The following is a 25,659-nucleotide window of genomic DNA, read 5'->3' as shown; positions in this document are numbered from 1 at the left end:
GTCTATTACAAAATATAATGCCGAATATATAATCACGATGGATGATATCGTGCGTGAAGGGGATCCCGTACTCCGTGCGGTAGCAGAACCCGTACAGCTGCCGCTGCAGGAGGAAGACCGCGAAGCGCTGAAGTGTATGATGCAGTTCCTGAAGAACAGCCAGGATGCCGAGATGTCTGCCAAGCATAAGCTCCGTTCAGGGGTAGGCTTATCCGCCAATCAGGTGGGGCTGAAGAAGCGGATGTTCGTGATGTGCCTGAAGGACGATAACGGCAAAAATGTAGAGTATACCTGGGTGAATCCCAAGATCATCAGCCATTCTCTGGCGATGGTGTATTTACCGGAGAGCGAAGGCTGCCTGTCCGTGGACCGGCCTGTGCACGGCTTTGTGCCGCGGTATGAGACCGTGAAGGTTCGGGGGTTTGATCTGAATGGTCAGGTGATTACCCAGAGATTCAAGGGTTATCAGGCGATCGTGATTCAGCATGAGATGGATCATCTGGACGGGATCATGTTCTATGACCGGATCAATCAGCAGAATCCGTTCAAGCTTCCGCAGGATGTGGAAATCCGCAGTCTGTATGAACAGAAGAGCAAGGGGGAATGATGGATATTCAAGGATTGCCGCTAACCCTTCTATATACAGGATTGGCACTAGTCATTGCGCTGGTTTTTGTCTACAGGATTAGAAAAGGTACATTCCACGAGCACATCATGGCGGAAGTGGCCATCGTTGTAAGTTATGTGGTTGTCGCTATTGCGGGAGGCAGCATGCCGCTCGCTGTAAGGCTGGTGACCCCGCTCGCGGTTGCTGCGCTGTTCATGTATGGACAGCGCAAGAGCGGCGGGAGCTGATCATTTCAACCCTGAAATCGGGAGTGAAGCGGTATGGAGTGGAACAGAATAGCTATAAGAGGCTTGCAGAATGTATACAACGATGAAGCGAAGAAGATTGATGAGCAGATTCTAAGACTAGTGCAGCAGAGGAAGTCAGTCGCAGAAGGACAACAGCTGTTTCCGGATCCGGAGCTGATGCAGCAATGGTCCAATGATCTGGGGCTGGAGCTTTCGGAAATATCGCTTGTACTGGGCAGCTTGAATCAATCAGTGCCCAGACGTCACTTTTGGGAAGAGCCGGGTGAATTGCGCGGAGTGCTTCCGATCATGAAGACAACACGGGATGGGGATTTTGAATATGCGCTCACTCATTCCATGCAATATGAGAACCTGAGTATTCTTTCGGTCGAGATCAAGTGCCTGACAGCGTCCGTAGAAAGCGTCAGCATCGAAGCCCCTCTTACACTCGCAATTCTGGGAGAGGCTGAATATGAGGTGCAGATGCATGGTGGCCGGGGCGGCGGTGCCCAGGTAGAGATGCGGTTTTTAATTTGGCCCCCGCTCCCGGAAGCGCTGGATTCCATTGAATTCTCACTGGTCCCTGACGGCAGAGGACTTAGACGTCCGCGTCATAAGGAGGTCACTCTGGACAAGCGGATTGATTTCTAAGGAAGCTGTACGGTATATTGGGTGTGAAAAGAGGCTGGCCCCATTGGGGCCAGCCTCTTTATCTAGAGTTTCTTACAGCTGTTGCTGCTCCGCCGCCATAGCCGAGAACGAGGCCTCTGCTGCCTCCAGCGTAATATCGATGTCGGCGTCCGTATGGGCAGTGGTCAGGAACCACGCTTCATATTTGGAAGGCGCCAGATTAATGCCGCGGTTAAGCATATGGCGGAAGAAGCTGGCGAACATTTCACCGTCGGTATCCTGCGCTTCATCATAATTGGTAATCGGATGGCTACAGAAATGCGTAGAGAATGCACCGCGTATCCGGTTGATGGTCAATGGAATACCGTGCCGTCCGGCAGATTCCTGCAGCCCTTCGGTCAGGCGGATAGCGAGCCGTTCCATCTCATTATAGACACCCTCGGCACTCAGCACCTCAAGGCAGGCAATCCCAGCCGAGATCGAGGCTGGGTTACCAGCCATCGTTCCGGCCTGATATGCCGGACCCAGCGGAGCGACCTGCTCCATGACATGCTTACGTCCGCCGTAAGCGCCGATAGGCAGCCCGCCGCCGATGATTTTGCCCAGTGCGGTCAGATCGGGAATGATATCCTCATGGCCCTCAAGACCTGCATAAGTCTGGGTGGAGCCGTAATGGAAACGGAAAGCGGTGATGACCTCATCGTAAATGACAAGCGAGCCGTTCTCATGCGTCAGCTTGCACAGGCCTTCGAGGAAACCAGGATGCGGCATGACCATGCCGAAGTTACCGACAATCGGCTCGACCATAACGGCAGCCACATCTTCACCCCACTGCTCAAGCGCCTCGCGTAGCCCGTCCAGATCATTGAAGGGTACAGTGATGACTTCCTGGGCGATGCTGGCCGGAACGCCTGCACTGTCAGGGATGCCAAGCGTAGAAGGTCCTGATCCAGCTGCTACAAGCACAAGATCAGAGTGGCCGTGGTAGCAGCCTGCGAACTTGATAATCTTGCTGCGCTTCGTGTAGGCGCGGGCTACTCGGATCGTTGTCATGACGGCTTCTGTACCGGAGTTGACGAAGCGTACCTTGTCCATGGAGGGGATAGCTTCCTTCAGCATTTTGGCCAGCCTGATTTCAAGCTGGGTCGGCGTGCCATAGAGCAGTCCGTTCTGTGCAGCCTCTGTAATGGCAGCGGTGATATGGGGGTGGGCATGTCCGGTAATGATCGGGCCATAGGCGGCCAGATAATCAATATATTCATTGCCGTCCTCGTCCCAGAAGCGGGCGCCTCTTGCGCGTTTCATGAATACGGGGGCACCACCGCCTACGGCCTTGAAGGAACGGGAGGGGCTGTTGACGCCTCCAACGATATGCTGCAGAGCTTCCTGGTATAAATGTTCTGATGTGCTGCGGTTCATGGAATAACATCCTTTCGTATGTCGGAGGCGCAAGGGAAAGGGCGAACAGGCGGTGTATCCCGCTGTCCGCCCGCCCCTGTGTGCCAAGCATGGTTATATTGTATTCTAGTTAGATCCAGGTGTAGCGGAAGGGCTGCTGCCCGGGGAAGCCTCTGCTTCAGGAGTCGGAGTAGGATCCGGCGCAGTGACTGTATCCTGCACGAACTGCTGCAGATCTTCATCACTGGTGAAGCCGATGACCTGGGAGCCATCCTTGGTGGTTTTCTCTCGGATCAGCTCCATCGGCGGGATTTGCGCACTGCCTCCCATGGAGCTGTCATAGCCAACGCTACCCAGCTTCCACATATCACTTAACGTAAGATTGGTATCAATATAAGGCGTAACCTCTGACAGAATCGTGGGCAGCTTAATAATAGAAGTGGTACTGATCACCTTGTCCGCCACGGCCTTGAGGAATCCGCGCTGGCGTTCCGTCCGGGTGAAATCGGAAGTGGCGTCATGGCGGAAGCGCACGTACTGCAGCGCCATATTGCCATCCAGGTGCTGGAAGCCTTTTTTGAGATCGATATCGAACTCCGGCCCGTCCGCTTTGGAAGTATAGTGCATGTCTTTCTCAACCTCATAGTCGACACCGCCAACGGCATCTACAAGCTTCATGAAGCCCTGGAAATCGGTATACACATAATATTGAATCGGGATGCCGAGCAGGTCGCTTACCGTCTGCATCGCCGTATTGGGTCCATAGGTAATTGCAGCATTGATCCGCTGTGTCCCGTGGTCAGGGATAGGGATATAAGTATCGCGAAGAATAGAGAACACATAGAATTTTTTCTTGACCGGGTCTAGTGAGGCAACCAGCATGGTATCCGAACGTGGAACCTCGCCTTTCTTCACCCCGCGCGCATCGACACCCATAAGCAGGATGTTCACAGGCTCTGTACCTTCCCATTCAGGGGGCTGAACAGTTTCCGCCGAGGCTGTTGGCACATTGACAAACGGAGAATCTTCACCTGTCTTGTGCAGGTTGTCCAGCTGGTTGTAGATCGCGGTGAAATAATAAACCAGACCTCCGATAATTAGAAGGAGTATGATTGCCAGAGTCCAGAGCAACGTCTTCTTTTTTGATTTGCCGGCTTTTGCGTGCCGGTTCTTTCTTGGCGGCATTTCGTTCTTCCTTTCCGGTTCACATTCTCTACATTATAATTTCTTTTGGGAATACACGCAATTTCCGAATCATCAGCCATATCCATAAGGAGTGAACATTAAATGAATATCAAGCTTGGACAAGCGGTCCCGGACTTCAAGCTCCCCGCTTCCACAGGGCAGGAAATTAGCTTAAGCCAGTATCGCGGCAGGAAAGTCCTGCTCTACTTCTATCCCAAGAATATGACACCCGCCTGCACGCAGGAAGCCTGCGACTTCCGTGATGCCCATGACAGGGTTACAGCCCATGGAGCGGTCCTGCTGGGAATCAGCTCCGATAATCTCGCCTCACACGGCAAATTTATCGCGAAGAACGGTTTGCCATTTCCGCTGCTCTCCGATGAGGAGCATAAGGTCAGCGAATTATTCGGAGTATGGCAGCTGAAGAAGCTCTACGGCAAAGAATTTATGGGCATTGTGCGCTCCACCTTCCTGATTGACGAAGAAGGAATTCTGCGTGCGGAATGGAGAAAAGTCCGGGTCAAGGGCCATGTGGAGGCAGCATTAGAACAAATCGTGAAATAATTAAGTATGCTGGGAGTTAATTGTATTTGTCTGTTACTTTTTTAACAGCTTTGGTCAGCCTCTCTCATGATATAGTTGCCTCATATTACTTCAAATTTGGAGCAAGGCATGGGGGATGGCATGAAAATACTGCGTATTGGGCTTGACGTCGGATCAACTACGGCCAAATTGGTTGTTATGCAGCGGGATACAATTATTTATCAAGATTATGTGCGTCATTTCAGCGATATAAAAAAAGCAGCGCTATCGCTCCTGTCCGATGTACAGGACCGGTTCCCGGATAGCGAAGCGGCACTCACTGTAAGCGGCTCCTCCGGTTTATCACTATCTAAACTGGGGGAGATTCCTTTTGTCCAGGAGGTCATTGCCTGTACCAAGGCGATCAGCGAACGGATTCCGCAGTGCGATACAGCGATTGAGCTTGGCGGTGAAGATGCCAAGATTATCTATCTAAGCGGCGGCATAGAGCAGCGGATGAATACCGCCTGCGCAGGCGGTACCGGAGCCTTTATCGATCAGATGGCCTCGCTGCTGCAGACAGATCCCGGCGGGCTCAATGAGCTTGCAGTGAAGCATGAGCGGATCTATCCAATCGCTTCACGCTGCGGGGTATTTGCCAAGAGTGATGTGCAGCCGCTGCTTAATGAAGGAGCACGCCGCGAGGATGTGGCAGCCTCCATCTTCCAGAGCATTGTGAACCAGACGATCAGCGGACTTGCCTGCGGCCGGCCGATCCGCGGCCGTGTGGCTTTTCTGGGCGGACCGCTGACGTTCTTGTCTGCACTCCGCGACCGTTTTGCGGATACGCTGGGACTTAAGGAAGGCGATATACTGTTCCCGGAGCATTCACAATATTTTGTAGCGATCGGTTCGGCGCTTGCGCAGTCTGACCCCCTATTCCTGCCGCTATCCGGCTGGATCTCGCGGATTGCTTCCGTGGACTTCTCGCTGGACCGTGCGGAGGATGCTGAGCTGGCACCGCTGTTTGAGACTCCGGATGATCTGGCGCAGTTCAGACTCCGCCACGGCCAAGCGACGGCACCGCGTTCGGAGCTGTCCGCCTATCGCGGACCTGTTTATCTCGGCATTGATGCCGGCTCTACAACGACAAAGCTGGTGGTTACCGGCTCGGCGGATGAGATTCTATACACCTCGTACGGAAGCAATAAAGGCAACCCGCTGCAGTCTGTCACGGATGCGCTGAAGGCAATCTACCGGATTCTTCCGGAGAGCTGCTACATCGCCGGAGCTTATGCTACCGGTTACGGCGAGGGATTGGTCAAGGCCGCGCTGCGGACAGACGGCGGCGAAGTGGAGACGGTAGCGCATTATAAAGCGGCCTCCAAATTCATGCCGGAAGTAGACTTTATCCTCGATATCGGCGGCCAGGATATGAAATGCATCAAGATCCGCGGCGGCGCTATCGACAGCCTGATGCTTAATGAAGCCTGCTCGGCAGGCTGCGGCTCCTTCCTGGAGAGCTTCGCTTCTGCGCTGGAGCTCGGCATTGAGGAGTTCGCCCAATCGGCGCTCCAATCCGTCAAGCCGGTGAACCTCGGTTCCCGCTGCACAGTGTTCATGAATTCCAAGGTGAAGCAGGTACAGAAGGAAGGCGCGTCCCTGGCGGATCTCTCGGCCGGACTTGCCTATTCAGTTATCAAGAATGCCCTGCAAAAGGTAATCAAAATCCGCAATCCGGAGGATTTGGGCCGCAACATCATTGTTCAGGGCGGTACTTTCTACAATGAAGCTGTACTGCGGGCCTTCGAGCAGCTGACCGGGAGAACCGTGGTCAGACCTGATATTGCCGGCGTTATGGGCGCCTACGGCTGTGCGCTGATTGCCAAAGAACAGGCTCGCCCAGAAGGGATTAGCACTATTCTGGGACCCGAAGAGCTGGAGACATTCCAATACTCAGTCTCTCCCGGCCGCTGCAGCCGCTGCGCCAATAACTGCGCGCTCACAATCAGCCGCTTCCCGGACAAGAGCTTTCACGTGACCGGGAACCGCTGCGAGCGCGGGGCAGGAGGCAAGAAAGAGAAGAATACGCTGCCGAATCTGATGCAGTATAAATATGAACGATTCTTCGATTATGAGGGATTGCCTGAAGAAGCGGCGGTACGGGGCACGGTTGGAATTCCGCGGACGATGAATATGTTCGAGAATTATCCGTTCTGGCATACCTTCTTCACCTCTCTGCGCTACCGGACCGTACTGTCTCCGAAATCCAGCAAGAAGCTGTATGAGAGCGGGATGGATACCATCCCTTCGGAATCGATCTGTTATCCGGCGAAGATGGCTCACGGACATGTCCAGAGTCTGATTGGGAAAGGCGTTGATTTCATCTTCTATCCTGCGGTAGTCTTTGAGAAGAAGGAAGATGAAGCGGCCCAGAATCATTTCAATTGCCCGGTAGTTGCCTCCTATCCGGAGGTTATCCGCAACAATATGGATGGTCTGAAGGAGCAGGGGGTTCCTCTTGTCAGTCCATTTCTGACCTTTGATGATATTCCGGCGCTGACGCGCGTGCTGGTGAAGACCTTTGCCGATGTTCCCAAGGAGGAGATCGCTGCAGCTGTACAGGCGGGACTTGCTGAAGCTGATCGGGCGAAGAATGATGTGCGTACGAAGGGCGAAGAAACGCTGGTCTTCCTCACGGAGACGGGGACGAAGGGGATTCTGCTCTGCGGTCATCCCTACCATGCTGATCCGGAGATCAATCACGGCATAGCCGATATGATCACCGGCATGGGTCTTGCTGTGCTGACCGAGGATTCGGTCTGCCATCTGGACCACAGTGAAGGAGACGTAGGCGTAGTCAACCAATGGACCTACCATGCGCGGATGTACCGTGCGGCCCGGCTGGCTGCGGGAAGAAACGATCTGGAGCTTGTCCAGCTGACTTCTTTTGGCTGCGGTATTGATGCGATCACCTGCGATGCCGTTCAGGAGATTATGGAACGTCACAACAAGGTCTATACGCTGATTAAGATTGATGAGATCAGCAATCTGGGGGCAGCGCGTATACGTCTTCGTTCCTTGCAGGCAGCTATGCGTGAGCGGGAGAAGGGGGATGTGCAGCCTCAGCTGCTATACAAGACGCAGGCAAATATGCCGTTCACGAAGGAAATGAAGGAAACCTATACCATTCTGGCTCCGCAGATGTCACCGATCCATTTCGAGTTGTTTGAACGGGTGTTCCAGGATGCAGGTTATCGTCTGAAAATTCTGGAATCAACCGGACCGCAGGAGACCGAGGAAGGTCTAAGGTACGTGAACAACGATGCCTGTTATCCGGCGATTGTAACCATTGGGCAGATGCTGTCTGCGCTGAAGAGCGGGGAATACGATCCGGACCGGACTGCCGTGATCATGTCACAGACCGGCGGCGGCTGCCGGGCGACCAATTATATCTCCCTGCTGCGCAAGGCACTGAAGGATTCGAATCTGGGGCAGATTCCGGTCATTTCGCTGAATGCATCCGGAATGGAGAATCAGCCGGGCTTCCGGATCAGCCTGAAGCTGGCGAACCGCCTGATTGCTGCGGCCTGCTACGGTGATCTGATGATGCGTCTCCTGCACCGCTTCAGACCGTATGAGACCGTTCCGGGAAGCGCCGGAGCCTTATTCCGCAGAGGAATGGAGCGCTGCAAGAAAAGCCTCTCAAACTTCTCGTTCCGTGAGTACAAGCGGCTGTGCCGTGAGATCGTTGCTGAGTTCTCCCGGCTCGCGGTCAACCCGGCAGTGAAGCCGAAGGTGGGCATTGTCGGTGAAATACTGATCAAGTTCCATCCCGATGCCAATAACCACATTATCGAGATGATTGAGGCAGAAGGCGGAGAGGCTGTAATGCCGGATTTCCTGGACTTCATTTTCTATTGTGTCTATAATCCGATCTACAAAGCCGAGCAATTCGGCAAAAGCAAACGGCTGGGATATATTAATCCCATGCTGATCTCGTATCTGGAGATTTACCGCAAGCCGGTCAAAGTGGCACTGGAGCAAGCCGGACTGGCCAAAGGCCGGGAGAATATTTATGGGCTGGCCGAGAAAGCAGGCCGCCTGGTCTCTGTAGGCAACCAGATGGGCGAAGGCTGGTTCCTGACAGCGGAGATGATGGATCTGCTGGATAATGGCGTGAACAATATCGCCTGTATTCAGCCATTTGCCTGCCTGCCGAATCATATTACCGGCCGGGGCATGATTAAAGGTCTGAAGGAGCTGTATCCGGGCGCGAATATCGTTGCTATCGACTATGATGCCGGGGTCAGCGTCGTGAATCAGGCTAACCGGATCAAGCTGATGATGTCAATTGCCAGCGGGCTAGAGAGCGGTAAACAACCGTCAGCAGAGGAAGTCGCACGGCTGCAGCCTACTTTAACTGGCACTGTGGGCTGCGGGGTATAAGCTCAGTTATGGTGACAACCCTGCATATGCCAAAGAGCGGACCGGATTAACCTCCGGCCCGCTCTTTTGCGATTCATCCGCTTTCTGTGGCGAAGATCACGTAACTCGTCATAAATTCCTGCCCATTGCTAAAGAAGCAAGTGTAAGGCCTCCGCCAATCCCGCAGCGAATGACCGTAATATGAAGGGTTGTTCTCTTAAGGCGGTTTATATAGTTTACCTCTGCAGCTTCTGCTTCACGCGCATCGCTTTGTTAAGATGGACGAAATTATGCCGTGTGGCAGGCATCAGCACCAGTCCGGCAAGGGTCTTGCCGCTCCAGTAATCGAGCAGCCATTGCTCGGTTTCCAGGACGGCTTTTTCCTTCAGCACCCTGCTGAACTGCGCCGGAGTGGCTTTGCGTCCGAATTGCCCCGGCTGCACAGCGGAAAGGATGGAGCGTGTTCTGATTGCTACAGCACGCCGGTATGCCGCTAATGCCCCGATATTCACCTCGGCACTGAATGCAGCCACTTCCTGATCATTCATTCCATTACCGGAGTGGATGAACGGGGTCTGCAGGCTTTCTGCATAGTGCTCTGAATGAAGCACCTGCGCATGGTCTGCACCAAGGATGTTCATGGTGATGTCCTCGATCCGCGCGCTGTGCCATATATGCCAGACTATAGAGTTACGGCTGCCGGGTGTATGTACAGGATAGCTGCGCAAAGTTGGCTCTAACAGATTATTCCATAAAGAATCCTCGAGACTAGGCTGTTCCCCGCTGCTTATGTCTGCAGTATACAGGGCTGAATGCAGCTTCAGGAATAAAGCAACAGCTTCAGCATGCGCTTCAGGCTTTACGATGATCCCCGACAAAAGCTTATGGTCCCCGCTCCAGCTCTTACGTTGTTGCTCCAGACTCATTTGATTTCCCCGCTTTCTGTGTGGTTTATATTTTGGACCCGGGAAGTCCACAATAAACGCAAACTTTTGCCGGCGGCATCCCGGAAGGAGTGAAAGAATAATTACTTTTTCAGAAAATTTCTGCAAGTTATTGACGAATAAATAGGTAAATAGTAAAATAGTTCGTATACGAAGTATTATTTTATATTGGGTAATTGGAGGGATTGAGGTTGGAGGAAAAGGAAAAGCAGTTGGACGATATTCTGTCCTCTTTCCGCTGTATCAACCATAATTTCCAGCAGCTTTTGTGGAAGGACGCAGAAGAGCTGAAGATTACATCCACCCAGCTAATGGTATTGCGTAAGTTGTCGGCACATCCCGATATCGGTATCACTGAGCTTGCAGACCTGCTGCATCTTGGCAACAGCGCGGCAAGCGGAGTGGTGGACCGGATGGTGAAGGCTGGACTGATTACCAGAGAACGCTCGCAGAGCGACAGACGTATATTTAAGCTGGCGATGACCGATAAGGGCAAGGAGATCCGGGAGTTAAGCAAACAGTCTCTGCGCAGGTACCTGCAGCCCTTGGCTAATATACCTGCTGAGGATGCCGGAGAACTGCTGCGGTTGCATGGTGAAATCATCAAGATTCTAGAACAAGGGAGAGACAAAAAGAAGCTATGAGTACAATTACTGCTGACGCTGCATCGTCCAAGACGATCCGCAGAGGTCCGATTATCGCAGCGCTTCTGATCGGCGCCTTCGTGGCGTTATTGAATCAGACACTGATGAATGTGGCGCTGCCCAAAATGATGGAGGACCTGAAGATCGCCGCCAATACGGCACAATGGCTGACTACAGGGTTCATGCTGGTTAATGGTGTACTGGTGCCGATCAGCGCTTATCTGGTAGAGAAATTTACGACCCGCCAGCTCTTTACGACGGCGATGATGCTATTTTCCATAGGTACACTGGTTTGTGCAATAGGATCGGGCTTTGAAATGATTATGGTAGGCAGAGTTATTCAGGCGGTAGGTGCCGGGATTCTGATGCCGCTGATGAACATTGTGTTCCTGCGCATATTCCCGATTGAAGAACGCGGCAAGGCTATGGGACTTATGGCGGTTGCGATGATTTTTGCTCCGGCAGTCGGACCTACCTTATCCGGATGGGTGGTTCAGAACTACTCCTGGCGCGTGCTGTTCTACATTGTGCTTCCGCTGGCTATCTTCTCGATGCTGCTTGGCATGAAGACGATGCAGAATGTAGGCAAGCTGACTTCTCCAAAACTGGATAAGCCCGGTGTAGTCTTATCTACTCTGGGGTTTGGCGGACTGCTGTACGGCTTCAGTGATGCCGGAACAGACGGCTGGGGGAGTACAACCGTTATCCTCTGTCTGATTCTGGGTATTGTCTCCCTGGGGCTGTTCGTATGGCGTGAGCTTACAGCGGATAAGCCGCTGCTTGAATTCCGGATTTTCCGCTACAACATGTATTCACTTACTACTGTAATTAACATTATCGTGACCATGGCTATGTACGCCGGTATGATTCTGCTGCCGATCTATCTGCAGACGATCCGCGGCTTTACACCGATGGAGTCCGGACTGATGCTGCTGCCGGGTGCGATTCTGATGGGTATTATGTCTCCAATTACCGGAATTATATTTGATAAAATCGGTGCAAGATGGCTGGCAGTTATCGGTCTTGCCATCACGGCTATTACGACTTGGGAGTTCAGCCAGATCAGCAACAGCACAACGTATACACATCTGATTCTGACGTATACTGCACGGATGTTCGGGATGTCCATGCTGATGATGCCCATTGTAACTGCCGGTCTGAATCAGCTTCCGCAGCGTTTGGCTTCGCACGGTACGGCAATGTCCAACACCCTGCGGACCGTAGGCGGTGCACTGGGTATGGCGCTGTTCGTCAGCCTGATGACCAACCGTACGAAGAGCAACATTACCGATGCACTGACAAGCGGTGCGGTATCGCAGACCGATAAGGCGGCGATGCTTAAGCTTACGCAGGAAGCAACGATTAACGGGATTACTCATGCGTTCACTGTAGCTACCTGGGTGACAGTGCTTGCCCTGGTGCTGGCGTTGTTCATCAGAAAGACTTCTCCGCAGCCGGATTTCCTGAAGACGGAAGAAGAGGATGCAGTACAGCCACAGCCTAACAAGGTGAAATCGCAAAGAGCTTAAATGTATGCGCAGGCTATAATTTCATCAAAAGGACTATCCGCAAAGCCGTAAAGGTTTTGCCGGGTAGTCCTTTTGTTGTCCGTTTACAGCCTCAGCTAACCCCGGCTCCCGTGCTCCAGCGCTTCAGCTGAGGCAGGGAATCCCCCAGCATCTGTCGGGCGGCAGCTTCATCCATTCCTTCCTCCACCAAGTACCCGGCACAGAGATCGGTCATCTCCTGCAGAGTGATGTCCGGCTGCTTGAATTCACCGTTCTCATAACAGTAGATACAATACTCCTCCGTTTTGTTGCCTTCCTTGTCGCTGCCCTGCAGCTCTGTTTCGTTAACCGGCATTCCGCAGCTTTGGCAGAACAAGCTCTCCGTTTGTTTCGTTGACGCCGTTTCCATATTGCACACTCCTCAGGGTTCTGGTTCAGGCGGTGTTTGCCGCCTCTTCCTGTCCAGTATAAGCCGGCAAACCTGACAGCATAGTTTCAGGTTCATGTGCGGGTTATGGAAAAAAGATACTATTCCGTTCTTTAATCAGCAGGGTGTGTCGGCTGCGGCTGAGGGAGGCTGGAGGCGTATTTGGCAGCAACGCCTCCGGCCAGCTCGCCTATTCTCCGGCGGATATGTTCCGGCCCAAGCACCTCCAGCACGGTTCCGAAGCTTAGCAGGAAACCGAACAGCCAATCATTCTCAGGATAATGGACCGTGAGGGTGTACCCGCCGCGATCATCCTGCTGCAGTTCCTCGGAGTCGAAATACTCTTCCGCAAGATGCCTGCCTTCCGGTGCAAATTGCAGCCGGATCGGCTGGATATTCTGCGGTTCTTTCCAGCCGTCCGTCCAGGGCAGCTCCTTCAGCGGAATATCCTGGCGGGTATAGTTCCGCTTCTCCTTCACCAGCGCTTTCATCCGCAGCAGCTTGAAGAGCCGGAAATCCCGGCGTTCTGTGCAGAAACCGTATAAGTACCAGCTTTGTCCTTTGAGTACAAGGGTGTAGGGTTCAACGGTACGCGTACTTGCCCGGCCTTCGGCCGAGATATATTCGAAGGAGATGACGGTATTTTCCTCCAGCGCCTCTTTAAGAAGGCTGATCCGCTCTTCCAAAGGGCCCATCAGTCCCCAAGGAGAGAGATCTACGATCATCTGAGTGGTCTTGCTGCGGAAGGCAGCAGTCTGGGAAGGCGGGATCACACTGCTGATTTTCTCCATTAACAGCTGGTGCCCTTCACCGCCATAAGAGGAGACGCTTTGCAGTGCACCGAAGATATCGGCCAGCTCACGCTCGGACAGCACATTACGGTCCAGCCGGTAGCCTTGCATGAGGCCGATACCGCCCCCGGCCCCTTGATACGTGACAACAGGAATACCTGCGGTGTTAATGCTGTCTATATCGCGGTAGATGGTGCGTACGGAGACTTCGAACATATCGGCCAGCTCCTTGGCCTGAATCAGCGGCCGGTTCAGCAGCAGAATGACAATGGAGAGGAGACGGTCTATTTTCACAGAAATGCACCTGCTTTCATTCGGGTTAATGATCTAAGCTTAGCAAATTGTCTGAAATAAAGCATTGCTCCAAATTTCATATTATATTATCATCTAATTAGATATTTATATAATTTAATGAGGGGCTAAAGTTATGAGTACAAATGCAGGATCACTTGCCGGACGCAATAAAGGCTATCAAAGGCTGTTTGCAGCCGGGTTAATCAATGGTATCGGCGACCGTTTCAGCAGTATTGCCATGCTGGCTCTGGTTCTTCATTTGACCGGGTCGGGAATGGCCGTAGGGATATCGCTTGGCGTGCGGGTGCTGCCTTATCTGTTCATGGCACCGCTTGGAGGATTCCTGGCTGGCAGACTGCCGCGCAAAACGATCATGATGGCTGTGGATTTCCTGCGTATCCCGGTAGCCTTGTCTTTGCTCTGGGTGGACGGGAACCATAGGCTGTGGCTGGTGTATGCCGGCAGCTTTGTGATGGCAGCGGGTGAAGCCATCTATAGTCCGGTGCGCAAATCATCCATCCCGCTGCTGGCAGCGCCGGAGGATTTGCTGCGGATCAACGGCCTGGAACAGCTTTTGAACGGCTGCGTGCTGATTCTTGGCGCCTTTACGGGAGGGATTGTCTCGCTTTATTTCGGTCCGGATATGGCCTTTGTTATGAATGCTGTGTCGTTTCTGGCGGCAGGACTTTTGATAAGGGGGATTCATTATCCCAAGCAGGCCCTTGACGGAGACGCCCGCCGGGAGTCTGCACTGCATACTGAAGGCGGAAATCCTAACATAGGCTTGTCTGCCAAAGGGACACGGCGGCGGGCGTTGCGTACAGTTCTTGGAGGCAGCCTGGCACTGCAGATTGTGCTCTGTTATGAATTGCTGGTGCCGGTGATCAATGGCTGGGATAATGTGCTGATCAGCGTATATGCTGTGCAGGTATTTCATGCGGGTGACAGCGGGGTGGGGGCGTTCTACGCAGCGCTTGGCATCGGGCTCAGCCTGAGTTTCTTTGCCGGACGTTTATTCCGCAAAAGGCTTTTAGCGGTAGCACTGGGCGGTCTGCTGCTCGAGGGCATTCTGCTCATGATGATTAGCAGCAGCGGTCATTTCGCTGCAGCATTTCTGCTGTACATTCTGTTATCTTTGGCCGGAGGAACCGGCAATGCCTGTCTGGATACGCTGGTGATGAGAGAAACGCCGCCTGCGCTGCAGCCGGCTGTATTCGGCCTGCTGGCGGCAGTAAGCGGAACCCTGCTGGGTCTGTCCATGTTAGGGGCCGGCTGGCTGCTTGATGAGGTGGAGCCCAGAATGCTGGGATTCGCGGGCGGGGCGGGTTTTACTGTGATTGCGCTGCTATTGGGAGGTTATTACCTGCTGCGCAGCAAATGGAATAAGCGGTACAGGGAGTCCCAGCCTTAATGGTCTGAAAAAATCAGCGGGTTTTGGAGGTTTCTTTGACCTTGACCTTTACTTTGACCTTCGTCTCCAGCGGAGCAGCGGATTTGCGCCGGGACAGCCGGAGAAGGATGGCATTCCGGTAACGGTACATCACAATCAGCGCAGCAATGGCTCCGGCAAAGAGGGCAATCCAGAGGGCATAGGTTTCGATTACGTGGAAAATGCCCATCCACTGCGGTCCGAAGATTTTGCCGATACCGAGGAATAGCAGTACCCAGAACAAGGCGCCGCCATAGGCGTACATTGCAAATTTGCGGAAAGGCAGTGCGATAATACCGGCGAAGTAGCCGGTGAAATGGCGGACGCCCGGAACGAAGTAGCCGATTGAAATCAGCACGCTGCCGTACCGCTCGAACCAGCGCTGGGTCTTTTCCAGCTTGGCCGGAGAGAACATGAACCATTTGCCGTAACGCTGGATGAAGGGCAGCCCGGCCCTAAGCCCAATGAAATAAGTAATGGTCATGCCAACTGTGGTCCCTGCAAAAGCTACGATAACCAGCGTGAAGAAATCCAGCCTCCCGGTATAGGACAGAAACCCGGCGAAGGCCATGGTAGTCTCCCCGGGAAAAGGTAGAGCAATGAATTCCAGCAAAAGCCCAAAGAACAATACGCTATATCCATAGCTGGCGAACAATTCCTGTATCCATTTCAGCATTTCCATACATCCATCACTCTCCGAAGGCTGCGCGCCTGATTCTATTTTGGAGCTTGTCTTCATACAATCTACCAAATGGCGTGAAGGCGCCAATAGAATGCTGGAGGTAGAGAAGATGAAGGAAAGCCGGGAAAATCGTATCCGCCGGTATATGATCCGCGGGTTGCTTGTTATGGCAGTGCTTCTAAGTATGTCAGCCCTTGGGGACAAGGGGCAATCCCCGGCTTCATGGAGGACATTCTCCCTGCAGGCTGAAGCAGGCAGTGCAGCATCTTTACTCTCTAAGAATAATCCTCTGGAAGTCCCGGTGCAAGATTTGCCGCCGGCTGCAGTCAAGAATGCGGAAGCAGAGCCTCTGCTGCCTCCTGTTTCAGGGGGGGCAACTTATGCATCCGCCACCAATCAGCAGGCTTCTACCCTACAGAAAGTGTCCGCCGCTGCGGGCAAATCTAATCAGGATGCTAAGCGCAGCAAGGCAACAAGGGTCGTCTATCTTACATTCGATGACGGGCCAAGTGCAGTTACTCCCCGGGTCCTCAAGATATTGCAGGAGCAGGGAGTGAAGGCTACCTTCTTCGTGCTGGGGGAGCAAGCTGCCAGCCGCCCTGAGCTGGTCAATGCCATTTGGGAGCAGGGGCATGCCATCGGCAATCATTCCTATAACCATAATTATCATGATCTCTATAGCGGATTCACGGAGTTCTGGCGTCAGATCAAACAGACAGAGGAAACCGTCAGAGGCATTACAGGGGTTCGTCCGCAGCTGGTCCGTGCACCGGGAGGCACCTTTGGCCATTTTGACAGTACTTATTTTTATCTGCTGAAGCAGGCGGGCTATGAGGTGATGGACTGGACCGTAGACAGCGGAGACTCCAGCCGCCGGGGAGTACCTGCCGCAGAGATCCTGCAGCATTCGGTTGCTGATCTGGATTCCCGGAGTGTCATCCTGCTGCTGCATGACGGGTCGGGTCATGAGCAGAGTGCCAAGGCGCTGCCGGCTATTATTGAACGCTACAAAGCCGCCGGTTATGAATTCGGCTTACTTAATGCGCAGAGTGAGCCGGTACAGTTCAGAGTGTCGGCTAAGGCAGCGGCACTGCAGCGGGTGAAGCCGTCCAAAGCCTGGATCTCGGCGAATATTGTTCCGAATGCTGAACTGTTTGCACCCGGCAAACCGCTTGCTCTGGAGGTAGGAAGGCTGGAAACCATCCTGAAGCCTGGAGAGTACAACGTTAGAAACGGGCAATATTTCGTACCTCTCCGTACCGCCGTGGAACGGCTGGGCGGGCAAGTTGGCTGGGATGCGGCTGCCCGCAGCGGACAGGTGAAATGGAATGGACGAACAGTGACTGTGAATTCAAAGAAACAGCAGATAGAAGTCATCCAGCCGGACGGAGCAGTGGAGCTCAAGACAGCAGAGATACAGCTCATTGGTTCTTCCCTTTGGGTACCCCTGCGGGATTTGCTCGAAGCCACAGGGCATCCACCGCTTACGGCCAGTGTAAATGCAGAAGAGCGCAGAGTGAAGGCTTATTGAACCAGTGCTAAAAAGAATTCCCTGGATGTCTGGGTACCCTTTTTGATGGGAAGAATAGATAGTAATAGGCTCCCGGAAGCCGAATAGCCAGCGAAATTGCGGGCAGGCGGGGAGCTAGTCTATGACCGAAGAAAGGGTGTCATCCTTGTCCTCTTCATCATTGATAGATCAGATCAAATATGAGCATGGAAAGCGGGAGAGTTCAGGGAAATCTGCGGCTGCGTTCCTGTCCCGCCGGCGTGTCCGCAGCACTGTACAGGAGTGGGCACGGATGCTGCTTTTAACCGCAGCGACCTTGGGATTATATCTGTGGCGGGGCGGGGAATCACTCTTGCTGCTCCTGACGGCTGGCGTAATTGTAATGTCCGGCGGGCTGCTCCTGCATCTCTGCGGTCCACGGAGGGTAGCGGTTCTCCGCACAATAACACCCGCACGTCCTTCGGCCGGGGATACCGTTACCGTTAAGGTACAGATCAGCTTTGTCTCCAAGATCCCGCTTCCCTGGATAGTTGTTGCCGATTACTGGAGTGAAGGCAGCCATCAGGAGCTGCTGTTCCCCGGATTCCGGCGCTCCTTCACCTATTCGTATGAACTGAAGTCTGTTCCCAGAGGGATCCACCAGCTTTACGGCTGCGGTGTCACCTGGGGGGATCTGCCTGGTTTGTTCACAGGCGGCTGTCAGCCGGGAGGCAAGGAGAGCTTCAAGGTGCTCCCGAAGGCGCTGTATCTGGCCGGCAGCTTGCCGGATAACCGTGCAATGCCGGGAGACCGGATGCTTCCCGGACGGGGGAAGCAGGGCAGTGCAGAAGCAGCTGATATCCGTGACTATGCTCCCGGTGATCCGCTCAGCCGGATTCACTGGAAGAACAGCGCCCGTAAGGGAACGCTGCAGAGCAGAGTACCTGAACGGGAAGCCGGGCAAATGACCTGTATCGTGCTTGCCAACTGTCCGGAGGATTATGAGGTTCCTTACGGTGCCCTGGTACCGCGCGGGCAGCGGGGATCGGTTATGCCTGCTTTTGAACGGGCGGTGTCGGCGGCAATGGGCCTGATGCTCTCTGCCGAACGTTCCAGCAGTTACCTGCAGCTCTTCAGCGGCGGTTGGCCGGAAGGAATGGCCAGACATGAAGGCCTGGGTCAGATCCCCGGCAGGGTACAAGACCTGCTTACGGAAATATCCCCATCCGGCTCACAGAGTCTCACCCGGCTGCTGGAGGATGCTTCGCGGGGCTGGATTCCCGGCATGACGGTGTCTGTCATTACCGGCCGGCTTGAAGAAGATTCTGCCCGGACGCTTGCCCGTTTTTTGGTCCAGGGAATTAAGGTTGAGCTGTACTATGTCTGGGATCAGCCCTCTCCGGCCGGAGGAGCGGCGGACGATCCGGTACGGAGTTCAACCGGAACCAAGGAGGCCAGGGAAGGATTCCCTGAACCTGTAGAGAGTTATCCGGCCGATAACTATAGCCCGGGTTCCGGCGGTAAGCAGCGTACATCGGGCACTATAGCCGGAAGTCTGATGCGGCTGGGCGCGCGGATCCATTGTCTGAACGATGTCTCTCCTGCACAAGTGTACAAGGGGGCGGAGTATTATGGATATCCGGGCCAACCGACATCCCATTAGGGTTACGCCAGCAGACTTAGGCGGCCCTATAATTTCATCAGGGGGCAGCAGGTTGCCGGAAACGGAAAGTACGGAGAACAGCTTCGCCGATAAAAGGGAGAGCAGTCCCCTGTATTATCGCGGGCTGTTCTCTTTGGCTATTATGGGAATGTTCACCCTGTGGCTGCTGCCGCTCAAGCGGCTGGCGGCATCGGCGGAGACCGCCGAGCTTCTGAAGCTCCTGATGCTCTCGGCTGCCGGACTGCTGTTATGGGGATGCATTCAGCTTCCTCGCCTTCTGCAGGCCTGCGGGCAGTTCCTCCTGATCTTCCTGACCTGGTTCTACCAGTGCGCGGCACAGGAGGGAACTGCCTGGCTGCGGCTCTATACAGCAGATATCCGTGAGGATGCCCTCCTGCTCCTGTCAGGCCGGATTTCTGCCTTAAGTGAGGACAGCCGGCTGCTGATTCTGGTGCTTGGCTGGGGCCTGTTAGTATCATCTGTCCAGCAACTGGCTCTGTACAGGGGAAGTATCACCTTATTTACAGGTGTAACCCTGGTATATCTGCTGGCGCTCGATATGGTCTATGCTGTCGATACGTCCGGTGATGTACTGGTCTCAGCAGGTCTGATTCTCTGGATGCGGTCATTAAGCGGACTGCTCCGTCTGCAGGAACGGACAGGAAGCCACGCTCTTCCTTACGCCCGCTGGGGAATATGGGCGCTCTCTACAGCGGTGGCCGTGACGGTGGCAGCCTGGATAGGCGGGCAGGGAATTGGTGCCCGGCCGGTGGTCCCCATTACACTGCAGCCGGTTCTTAATAAGCTGGAGAATTGGGCGGAAACGCAAAGGCCCGGAGAATCTGCCGGACCTCAGGCTGCCAGCACCGGTTACAGTGCGGGAGACGGGGAGCTGGGAATGCCCTTGTCGCCAAGCAGAGAGGCCGTCTTTAGCGTAACCGCTGCACGTGCGTCCTACTGGCGGGGAGAAAGCGTGGCTTATTATGACGGCCGCCGCTGGATTAGAAGCGTGGCTTCCTATGAACCGCTTAATTTAACGAGCCTCCCGGTTGCGGAGCCGGAAGCGGCCGGGCCAGCGCCGCTCATTCAGCGGATTCAGTTCGCGAAGCCTTCATCCGGCGGGCTTCCTATCTTCAGCGCCGGCACGGCAGTCGATGTACAGAATATCCGGCTGGCCGATGGGAGCCAGCTTGGTTATGTGCTTGCGAACGGCGAGAAGAGCAGCTTCCGGCTACCGGAGATTTCCGGCTCTGCCAAGTTAACGGAATATACGGTGAAGTCCGTGCTTCCGGAAAGTGATCCGGCTGTGCTGCGCAAGCTGCAGGGGATTGATCCTGAGCGGGTGAGCAATCTGTATTTGCAGCTCCCCGCAGCCGTGCCGGAGCGGGTGAAGCTTCTGGCAGAGCAGCTTACCGCTGCTGCGGCTAACCGTTATGATGCCGCTGCTGCGGTTGCAGATTATTTGCAAACCGGCTACACCTACACCCTGCAGACCCGAGTGCCGCCGTCCGGTGCGGATTTCGCCGACGATTTCCTCTTCGGGACCCGGCAGGGCTACTGCGTGCATTTCGCCACGGCAATGACAATCCTGCTGCGCAGCAGCGGCATTCCGGCCCGTTACGTCCAGGGCTACGGCCCGGGGACGCTTGTGGCCGGCTCCATGCCGCAGCGCTACAATGTGACCGGAGGCGATGCCCACGCCTGGGTCGAGGTCTATTTCCCCGGCGCCGGCTGGGTTCCCTTCGACCCCACGCCTGCTGCCTCCGCCGCTGCCGCAGGCGCGGTGGAGACGAATCTGGCGGCTGCCTCCGCGCCGCCGGGAGCCCGCATGTCCGCGGCGCAGCTCGCGGACGCTCTGTCCGCCGCCCTGCCGCAGGCGGGCGGCACAGCTCCGGCGCCGCTTGCCGCTGCGGCGCTGGGGCTGGCCGCCGCCATCCGCTGGCGGCGTTGCCTGGCCCTGCTGCCGGCGGTGCGCCGCGCCGGCAGATTAAGCCGTGAGCGGCAGCTTCGCGCCGCCGCTCTGGCCTGGCACGGGCTGGCGGCGCGGTATGGGCCGCCGCTGCCCGCGGTTACCGCCAGGGAGTACGCAGACTCCCTGGCCATTGAGGACGGGCGGCTTCGCGCCGCCGTCCGGGACTTCGTACGCCAGTGGGAAATCCTGGCGTACAGCGGATGCGCGGGCGGGCTTGCCGCGCGCGCGCATCCACCGCGCCGGGGCGCAGCCGTATCGCTCCCGCAATCGCCGCGCCCCGGCGCAGCCGTCGCGGTCCCGCAGCCCCCGCGTCCTGGGGCAGCCGTCGCGGTCCCGCAGCCCCCGCGTCCTGAGGCAGCCGGCGCGGTTCTGCAATCGCCGTGCCCCGGCGCCTCGGAGGCGCACGCGCAGTCTCCGCGCTCCATTCCCACCTTGCGCTCCAGTGCTCCTGCCAAGGATGCGGAAGCCATTGACGCAGCCGCGTTCATTGCCAGATGTATGACGATTACATTCCGTCTGACCCGATAAGATAAGAGGCGTTCACTGCTAATGCAGCGGGCGCCTTTTCATCATTTACATCAATATTTAAGTTGAACTTAGATGCCGACTGAATGCCTGCACGAAATACAACAATCTCCTCATAAAAACGAGCCAAATCAAAAACTGTTGCATAAAAAGCAGCATTTCCCCCGTAATCAGGCGGCTAAGCGCGTCAATTCCTGCATTTCATACAACAATTGTTACGAATCCCCCAGCATTCATGAATCCATGTTGTAATACTTACAACATTTAGCCCTTTCTTTGCAGGTGAAAATTAAGTGAGCTCACTTTGCGGCCGGGCGGTGCCCCGGAGAGTACAGCGTGACCCTTGGAGGGCTGCAAAAGTTTAGCTCTGGCGTATTAGTTGGTTTTCCGGCGAATTAGTTAGTTCATAGTCATTTTCCCGATGTACGCCCGCCGGCCAGCCCTCTGTTCTGTCCAGCATATGACGGCATTCCTGAAAGAGGAAATCACTTTTTGGCAACTATAACAGCAGACCTATCCTCACTCGGCTAAGGTGGAAGCGGATACGCATTCCAAGATCTGGATACTGTCTTTACAGGCTCCCCTAAATCGCCCCAGACCCCGTCACATATGGGAGAAATCCCCGAAGACAAGACGTCTCCTTTCCTTGACGCTGAGAATTAACCATGAGTATAATGAATCCAATAATCAAGGGAGGCAAGTAATGAACAAGCCAAATGAAATTATCGTTGTTCTGGATTTCGGGGGACAGTATAACCAGCTTATCGCGCGCAGAATTAGGGACCTGGGGGTATACAGCGAGCTTCTGCCGTACAATACACCAATGGAGAAGATTAAGGCACTGTCGCCCAAAGGGATTATTTTCTCAGGCGGGCCAAGCAGTGTGTACGCTGAGGATGCACCACATGTAGATCCGGCGATTTATGAACTCGGACTTCCGATCTTCGGAATCTGTTACGGGATGCAACTGATGGCCCAGCAGCAGGGCGGCAAGGTAGAACGCGCATCCAAGCGTGAATACGGCAAAGCGGATGTGGAATTCTCGCCAGGGTCCGTGCTTGCAGCAGGTCTTGAGAGCAATCAGACCGTATGGATGAGCCACGGCGACCATGTTGTGGAGCTTCCGGAAGGCTTTAAGCTGGATGCCGGGACAGAGAGTGCTCCAATCGCAGCTATGAGCAATGATGCACGCAAATTCTTCGCCGTACAGTTCCACCCTGAGGTGCGTCACTCTGTGAACGGGAATGAGATGATTTCGAACTTCCTGTATGAGGTCTGCGGATGCGAGGGCAAATGGACGATGGAGTCGTTTATTGATGATGCCATTAAGGATATCCGCGACAAAGTCGGCGACAAAAAAGTGCTCTGCGCGCTCAGCGGCGGTGTAGATTCCTCTGTTGTGGCTATGCTGATTCACCGGGCCATCGGCGATCAGCTGACTTGTATGTTCATTGACCACGGCCTTCTGCGCAAAGGTGAAGCGGAGAGCGTTATGGAGACTTTTGTCGGCAAATTCGATATCCATGTGGTCAAAATCGACGCTCGTGACCGCTTCCTCGGCAAGCTGGCCGGTGTTTCCGATCCCGAACAGAAACGTAAGATCATCGGCAATGAATTCATTTATTGCTTCGACGAAGAATCGGCCAAGCTGGGTGATTTCGCATTCCTGGCGCAAGGCACACTGTATACAGATATCGTGGAGAGCGGTACAGCAACGGCTCAGACAATCAAGTCCCACCATAATGTAGGCGGGCTGCCTGAAGATATGAAATTCAGTCTGATCGAGCCGCTGAACACCCTGTTCAAGGATGAGGTCCGTAAACTGGGTGAAGAGCTCGGAATGCCGCATGCCATCGTTTGGCGTCAGCCTTTCCCGGGTCCGGGTCTGGCCATCCGTGTTCTGGGTGAAGTAACCGAAGAGAAGCTGACTATTGTCCGTGATTCGGACTTTATCCTGCGTGAAGAGATTGCCAAAGCCGGTCTCGACCGCGAAATCTGGCAGTATTTCACCGCATTGCCTAACATGAAGAGTGTTGGTGTGATGGGCGACGAGCGTACGTATTCCTATACCGTAGGTATTCGTGCTGTAACTTCCATCGACGGAATGACGGCCGACTGGGCGCGTATTCCGTGGGATATTCTGGAGAAAATCTCCGTGCGCATCGTCAACGAGGTCGATAACGTAAACCGCATCGTGTACGATATTACTTCGAAGCCGCCTGCAACGATCGAGTGGGAATAGTCTCAGCAGCAGCTGACTATAGAATTCCGGAGCCGGAACGCCTTCATTGGCGTTTTCGGTTTTTTTTGCTGATATAAGAGCAAGCCACCCGGCTATGCCGCTTAGCGCTCCATCATACGTGTTTTAACCTGCTTAAGTACAGTACCGTCCGCGTTTATGCCGAGATGTTTGGCAGATCATCTCTGTACCAAGCGGAATTTGTCATGAAAATGTTCGATTTACGAACAATTGCATAAACCTTACGCTTAATGTTCGTATTTACCATTGACAACCCATGTCATATACACCTAAAATGATAAAGCGCTACAGCAAATATATATTCGTATAATTCCGGGGATTGGCCCGGAAGTCTCTACGAGGTCACCGTAATGACCTGGCTACGATTAAGAAGAGCAGCTTACCTGGAATTCCGGTTAACACCGGATATGCCGGACAAGAACCTCTTTTTTCGGGCCGGTGTCTTCCCAGATGCCGGCTTTTCTGTTGCTGTGATGGCATAACATACACCTTAGGGGGAGAACAATTTGAATCGCTTTTTCAAGTTGAAAGAGAACGGCACCACAGTACGCACAGAGATTATGGCCGGTTTGACTACGTTTATGGCAATGGCTTATATCCTATCGGTGAATCCCAGCACGTTGACTGCCTTCGGCCGGATTGATATGGGCTGGTATTCCGTATTCCTCGCTACGGCGCTGGCAGCTGGTATTTTCACAATTGCCATGGGATTATTCATTAACTTCCCGGTAGCTTTGGCACCAGGTATGGGCCTTAACGCATATTTTGCATCCGTAGTATTGTCTTCAGCTACTACTGACCATGAGTTCACTTGGCAAATGGGGTTAACCGCTGTATTTATCTCCGGTATCATCTTCATTCTGCTGACCGTTACGCGGGTCCGGCAAATATTGCTCACTGCAATTCCTGACAGCCTGAAGCATGCCATCACGGTCGGTATCGGGATGTTCATCACCATTATCGGACTGAAGAACAGCGGACTGATGACGATCGGCGTTGAAGCCGGAAGCGACATTGCTGCTAATAAATTCACAGATGTCCTTTCCTTCGAAACTGTAATTCATATGGGCAGCCTGGAGAACACGAATGTTCAGCTCGTTATTATCGGACTGCTGCTGATCTCCATCCTGATGGTGCTGCGCGTCCGCGGCGCAATCCTGTTCGGTATTCTGGGTACCACGCTGGCTGCAATCCTGATGGGCGCTGTAGATTTCAGTTCGCTGAGTAATCCGCAGACCCCTTGGGTTCCTGACTTCACGCAACTCAACTTCTGGGAATTCGACTGGGAAGGCATTATGCACACCGGTATCGTTTCCGCAATTGCTACCTTCACCTTTGTAGAATTGTTTGATACCTTCGGTACACTTGTAGGTACTGCTGAACGTGCAGGAATCATGAAGGATGCTGAAGAAGGCAAAAGACGTGTTGGTAACGCCATGTTTGTAGATGCAGTAGCCGTTGCCGGTGGTGCGATGCTGGGTACTTCCACAACAACTGCTTATGTTGAGAGTGCTGCCGGTGTAGCTGAAGGCGGACGTACGGGTCTGACTGCAGTAACTACAGGCGTATGCTTCCTGCTTGCCTTGTTCCTGGCTCCGGTTGTAGCGCTTATTCCCGGCCCTGCAACAGCCGCTGCACTGATTATTGTCGGTGTCCTGATGGCCCAGTCCATCCGCGACATTGATTTCCAGGATATGGTCCTGGCGATCCCGGCCTTCCTGACCTTTGTTATTATGCCTTTTACTTACAACATCGCTAACGGTATTTCGTTCGGGATTGTCACTTATGTTATTCTGGCTTGCGTAGCGAATCTGGCCGGCAAGAAGAAATATGATATCCACTGGATGATGTGGGTACTGGCTGTTCTGATTATTCTGCGTTATGTTCTGATCGGCAGCCAAGGCTAAGAGAGAACGACATCCGTCTTTAACTTAAACGGTTCCTTCATTAATATGAAGGGGCCGTTTTTTTATAGAAATATAAGAATTTATTTGCTTCACGCTATCAATTATC

General features: G+C 54.0%; 19 protein-coding genes and 1 riboswitch. Of the genes, 13 read left to right on the top strand and 6 right to left on the bottom strand.

Features of this window, described 5'->3' with window-relative positions:
• Positions 1–4: 4 nt before the first annotated feature.
• The 3 genes from def to MKX70_RS02640 are packed head-to-tail and all read left to right on the top strand — an operon-like array spanning position 5 to position 1,506.
• Positions 5–607: a peptide deformylase gene (gene def / locus MKX70_RS02650; RefSeq protein ID WP_340841615.1), complete on the top strand. Its 603-nt coding sequence runs from the start codon at positions 5–7 to the stop codon at positions 605–607.
• A complete protein-coding gene (locus tag MKX70_RS02645; RefSeq protein WP_042232379.1) occupies positions 604–855 on the top strand; it encodes a hypothetical protein in 252 nt (83 codons plus the stop codon). Before def ends, MKX70_RS02645 begins: the two co-directional genes overlap by 4 nt.
• Positions 856–888: 33 nt before the next feature.
• Entirely contained in the window at positions 889–1,506 is a 618-nt protein-coding gene (locus MKX70_RS02640) for a hypothetical protein (protein ID WP_042232381.1), read from the top strand.
• A gap of 72 nt (positions 1,507–1,578) precedes the next feature.
• Here the strand turns inward: MKX70_RS02640 and MKX70_RS02635 are convergent, their stop codons facing one another.
• Positions 1,579–2,904, bottom strand: a complete 1,326-nt coding sequence (locus MKX70_RS02635; protein WP_042232384.1) for a glutamate-1-semialdehyde 2,1-aminomutase — start codon at positions 2,902–2,904, stop codon at positions 1,579–1,581.
• A gap of 105 nt (positions 2,905–3,009) precedes the next feature.
• Entirely contained in the window at positions 3,010–4,068 is a 1,059-nt protein-coding gene (locus tag MKX70_RS02630) for an LCP family protein (RefSeq protein ID WP_042232387.1), read from the bottom strand.
• A 102-nt stretch (positions 4,069–4,170) separates the two neighbouring features.
• Between MKX70_RS02630 and bcp the strand changes: the two genes are divergently transcribed.
• Entirely contained in the window at positions 4,171–4,632 is a 462-nt protein-coding gene (gene bcp, locus MKX70_RS02625; RefSeq protein ID WP_042232388.1) for a thioredoxin-dependent thiol peroxidase, read from the top strand.
• A 120-nt stretch (positions 4,633–4,752) separates the two neighbouring features.
• A complete protein-coding gene (locus tag MKX70_RS02620) occupies positions 4,753–9,039 on the top strand; it encodes a 2-hydroxyacyl-CoA dehydratase (RefSeq protein ID WP_052416818.1) in 4,287 nt (1,428 codons plus the stop codon).
• 215 nt (positions 9,040–9,254) lie between these two features.
• Here the strand turns inward: MKX70_RS02620 and MKX70_RS02615 are convergent, their stop codons facing one another.
• A complete protein-coding gene (locus tag MKX70_RS02615) occupies positions 9,255–9,944 on the bottom strand; it encodes a hypothetical protein (RefSeq protein WP_042232390.1) in 690 nt (229 codons plus the stop codon).
• 209 nt (positions 9,945–10,153) lie between these two features.
• On the opposite strand from MKX70_RS02615, the gene MKX70_RS02610 reads away from it, so the two are divergent.
• Together MKX70_RS02610 and MKX70_RS02605 are read left to right on the top strand one after the other, a co-directional pair.
• A complete protein-coding gene (locus MKX70_RS02610) occupies positions 10,154–10,606 on the top strand; it encodes a MarR family winged helix-turn-helix transcriptional regulator (protein ID WP_039310060.1) in 453 nt (150 codons plus the stop codon).
• Positions 10,603–12,135, top strand: a complete 1,533-nt coding sequence (locus MKX70_RS02605; protein WP_042232391.1) for a DHA2 family efflux MFS transporter permease subunit — start codon at positions 10,603–10,605, stop codon at positions 12,133–12,135. The genes MKX70_RS02610 and MKX70_RS02605 overlap by 4 nt, the downstream gene beginning before the upstream one ends.
• Positions 12,136–12,226: 91 nt before the next feature.
• Here MKX70_RS02605 and MKX70_RS02600 read toward each other — a convergent pair whose 3' ends face one another.
• On the bottom strand, positions 12,227–12,523 hold the full coding sequence (locus MKX70_RS02600) for a zinc ribbon domain-containing protein (RefSeq protein ID WP_042232393.1): 297 nt from the start codon (positions 12,521–12,523) through the stop codon (positions 12,227–12,229).
• A 131-nt stretch (positions 12,524–12,654) separates the two neighbouring features.
• Complete coding sequence (locus MKX70_RS02595; RefSeq protein ID WP_042232394.1) at positions 12,655–13,626, bottom strand: helix-turn-helix transcriptional regulator; 972 nt, start codon at positions 13,624–13,626, stop codon at positions 12,655–12,657.
• A gap of 133 nt (positions 13,627–13,759) precedes the next feature.
• On the opposite strand from MKX70_RS02595, the gene MKX70_RS02590 reads away from it, so the two are divergent.
• Positions 13,760–15,037, top strand: a complete 1,278-nt coding sequence (locus tag MKX70_RS02590; protein WP_042232395.1) for an MFS transporter — start codon at positions 13,760–13,762, stop codon at positions 15,035–15,037.
• Positions 15,038–15,050: 13 nt separating this feature from the next.
• On the opposite strand, the gene MKX70_RS02585 is transcribed toward MKX70_RS02590, so the two are convergent.
• Positions 15,051–15,737, bottom strand: coding sequence for a DedA family protein (locus tag MKX70_RS02585; protein WP_042232396.1), 687 nt, complete (start codon positions 15,735–15,737; stop codon positions 15,051–15,053).
• Between the two features lie 109 nt (positions 15,738–15,846).
• Between MKX70_RS02585 and MKX70_RS02580 the strand changes: the two genes are divergently transcribed.
• The 5 genes from MKX70_RS02580 (at position 15,847) to MKX70_RS02560 (ending at position 25,553) form a co-directional block, all read left to right on the top strand.
• The gene (locus MKX70_RS02580; protein ID WP_042241453.1) at positions 15,847–17,268 is read left to right on the top strand and encodes a polysaccharide deacetylase; all 1,422 of its coding nucleotides are present in this window, start codon (positions 15,847–15,849) and stop codon (positions 17,266–17,268) included.
• A 121-nt stretch (positions 17,269–17,389) separates the two neighbouring features.
• Positions 17,390–18,889 carry a DUF58 domain-containing protein gene (locus MKX70_RS02575; RefSeq protein ID WP_042232397.1) on the top strand — a complete coding sequence of 500 codons (1,500 nt, stop codon included), beginning with the start codon at positions 17,390–17,392 and terminating at the stop codon, positions 18,887–18,889.
• 52 nt (positions 18,890–18,941) lie between these two features.
• Positions 18,942–21,389: a transglutaminase domain-containing protein gene (locus MKX70_RS02570; protein WP_340839523.1), complete on the top strand. Its 2,448-nt coding sequence runs from the start codon at positions 18,942–18,944 to the stop codon at positions 21,387–21,389.
• A 700-nt stretch (positions 21,390–22,089) separates the two neighbouring features.
• A complete protein-coding gene (gene guaA, locus MKX70_RS02565) occupies positions 22,090–23,628 on the top strand; it encodes a glutamine-hydrolyzing GMP synthase (RefSeq protein ID WP_042232399.1) in 1,539 nt (512 codons plus the stop codon).
• A gap of 300 nt (positions 23,629–23,928) precedes the next feature.
• Positions 23,929–24,028, top strand: a riboswitch (purine riboswitch).
• 124 nt (positions 24,029–24,152) lie between these two features.
• Positions 24,153–25,553, top strand: coding sequence for an NCS2 family permease (locus MKX70_RS02560; protein ID WP_042232401.1), 1,401 nt, complete (start codon positions 24,153–24,155; stop codon positions 25,551–25,553).
• Positions 25,554–25,659: the final 106 nt, after the last annotated feature.

The sequence above is a fragment of the Paenibacillus sp. FSL R7-0312 genome (assembly GCF_038004445.1).
Lineage (GTDB): Bacteria > Bacillota > Bacilli > Paenibacillales > Paenibacillaceae > Paenibacillus_AQ.
The sequence above is the reverse complement of the archived record's forward strand: the minus strand, read 5'-3'. Positions and strand labels throughout refer to the sequence as shown.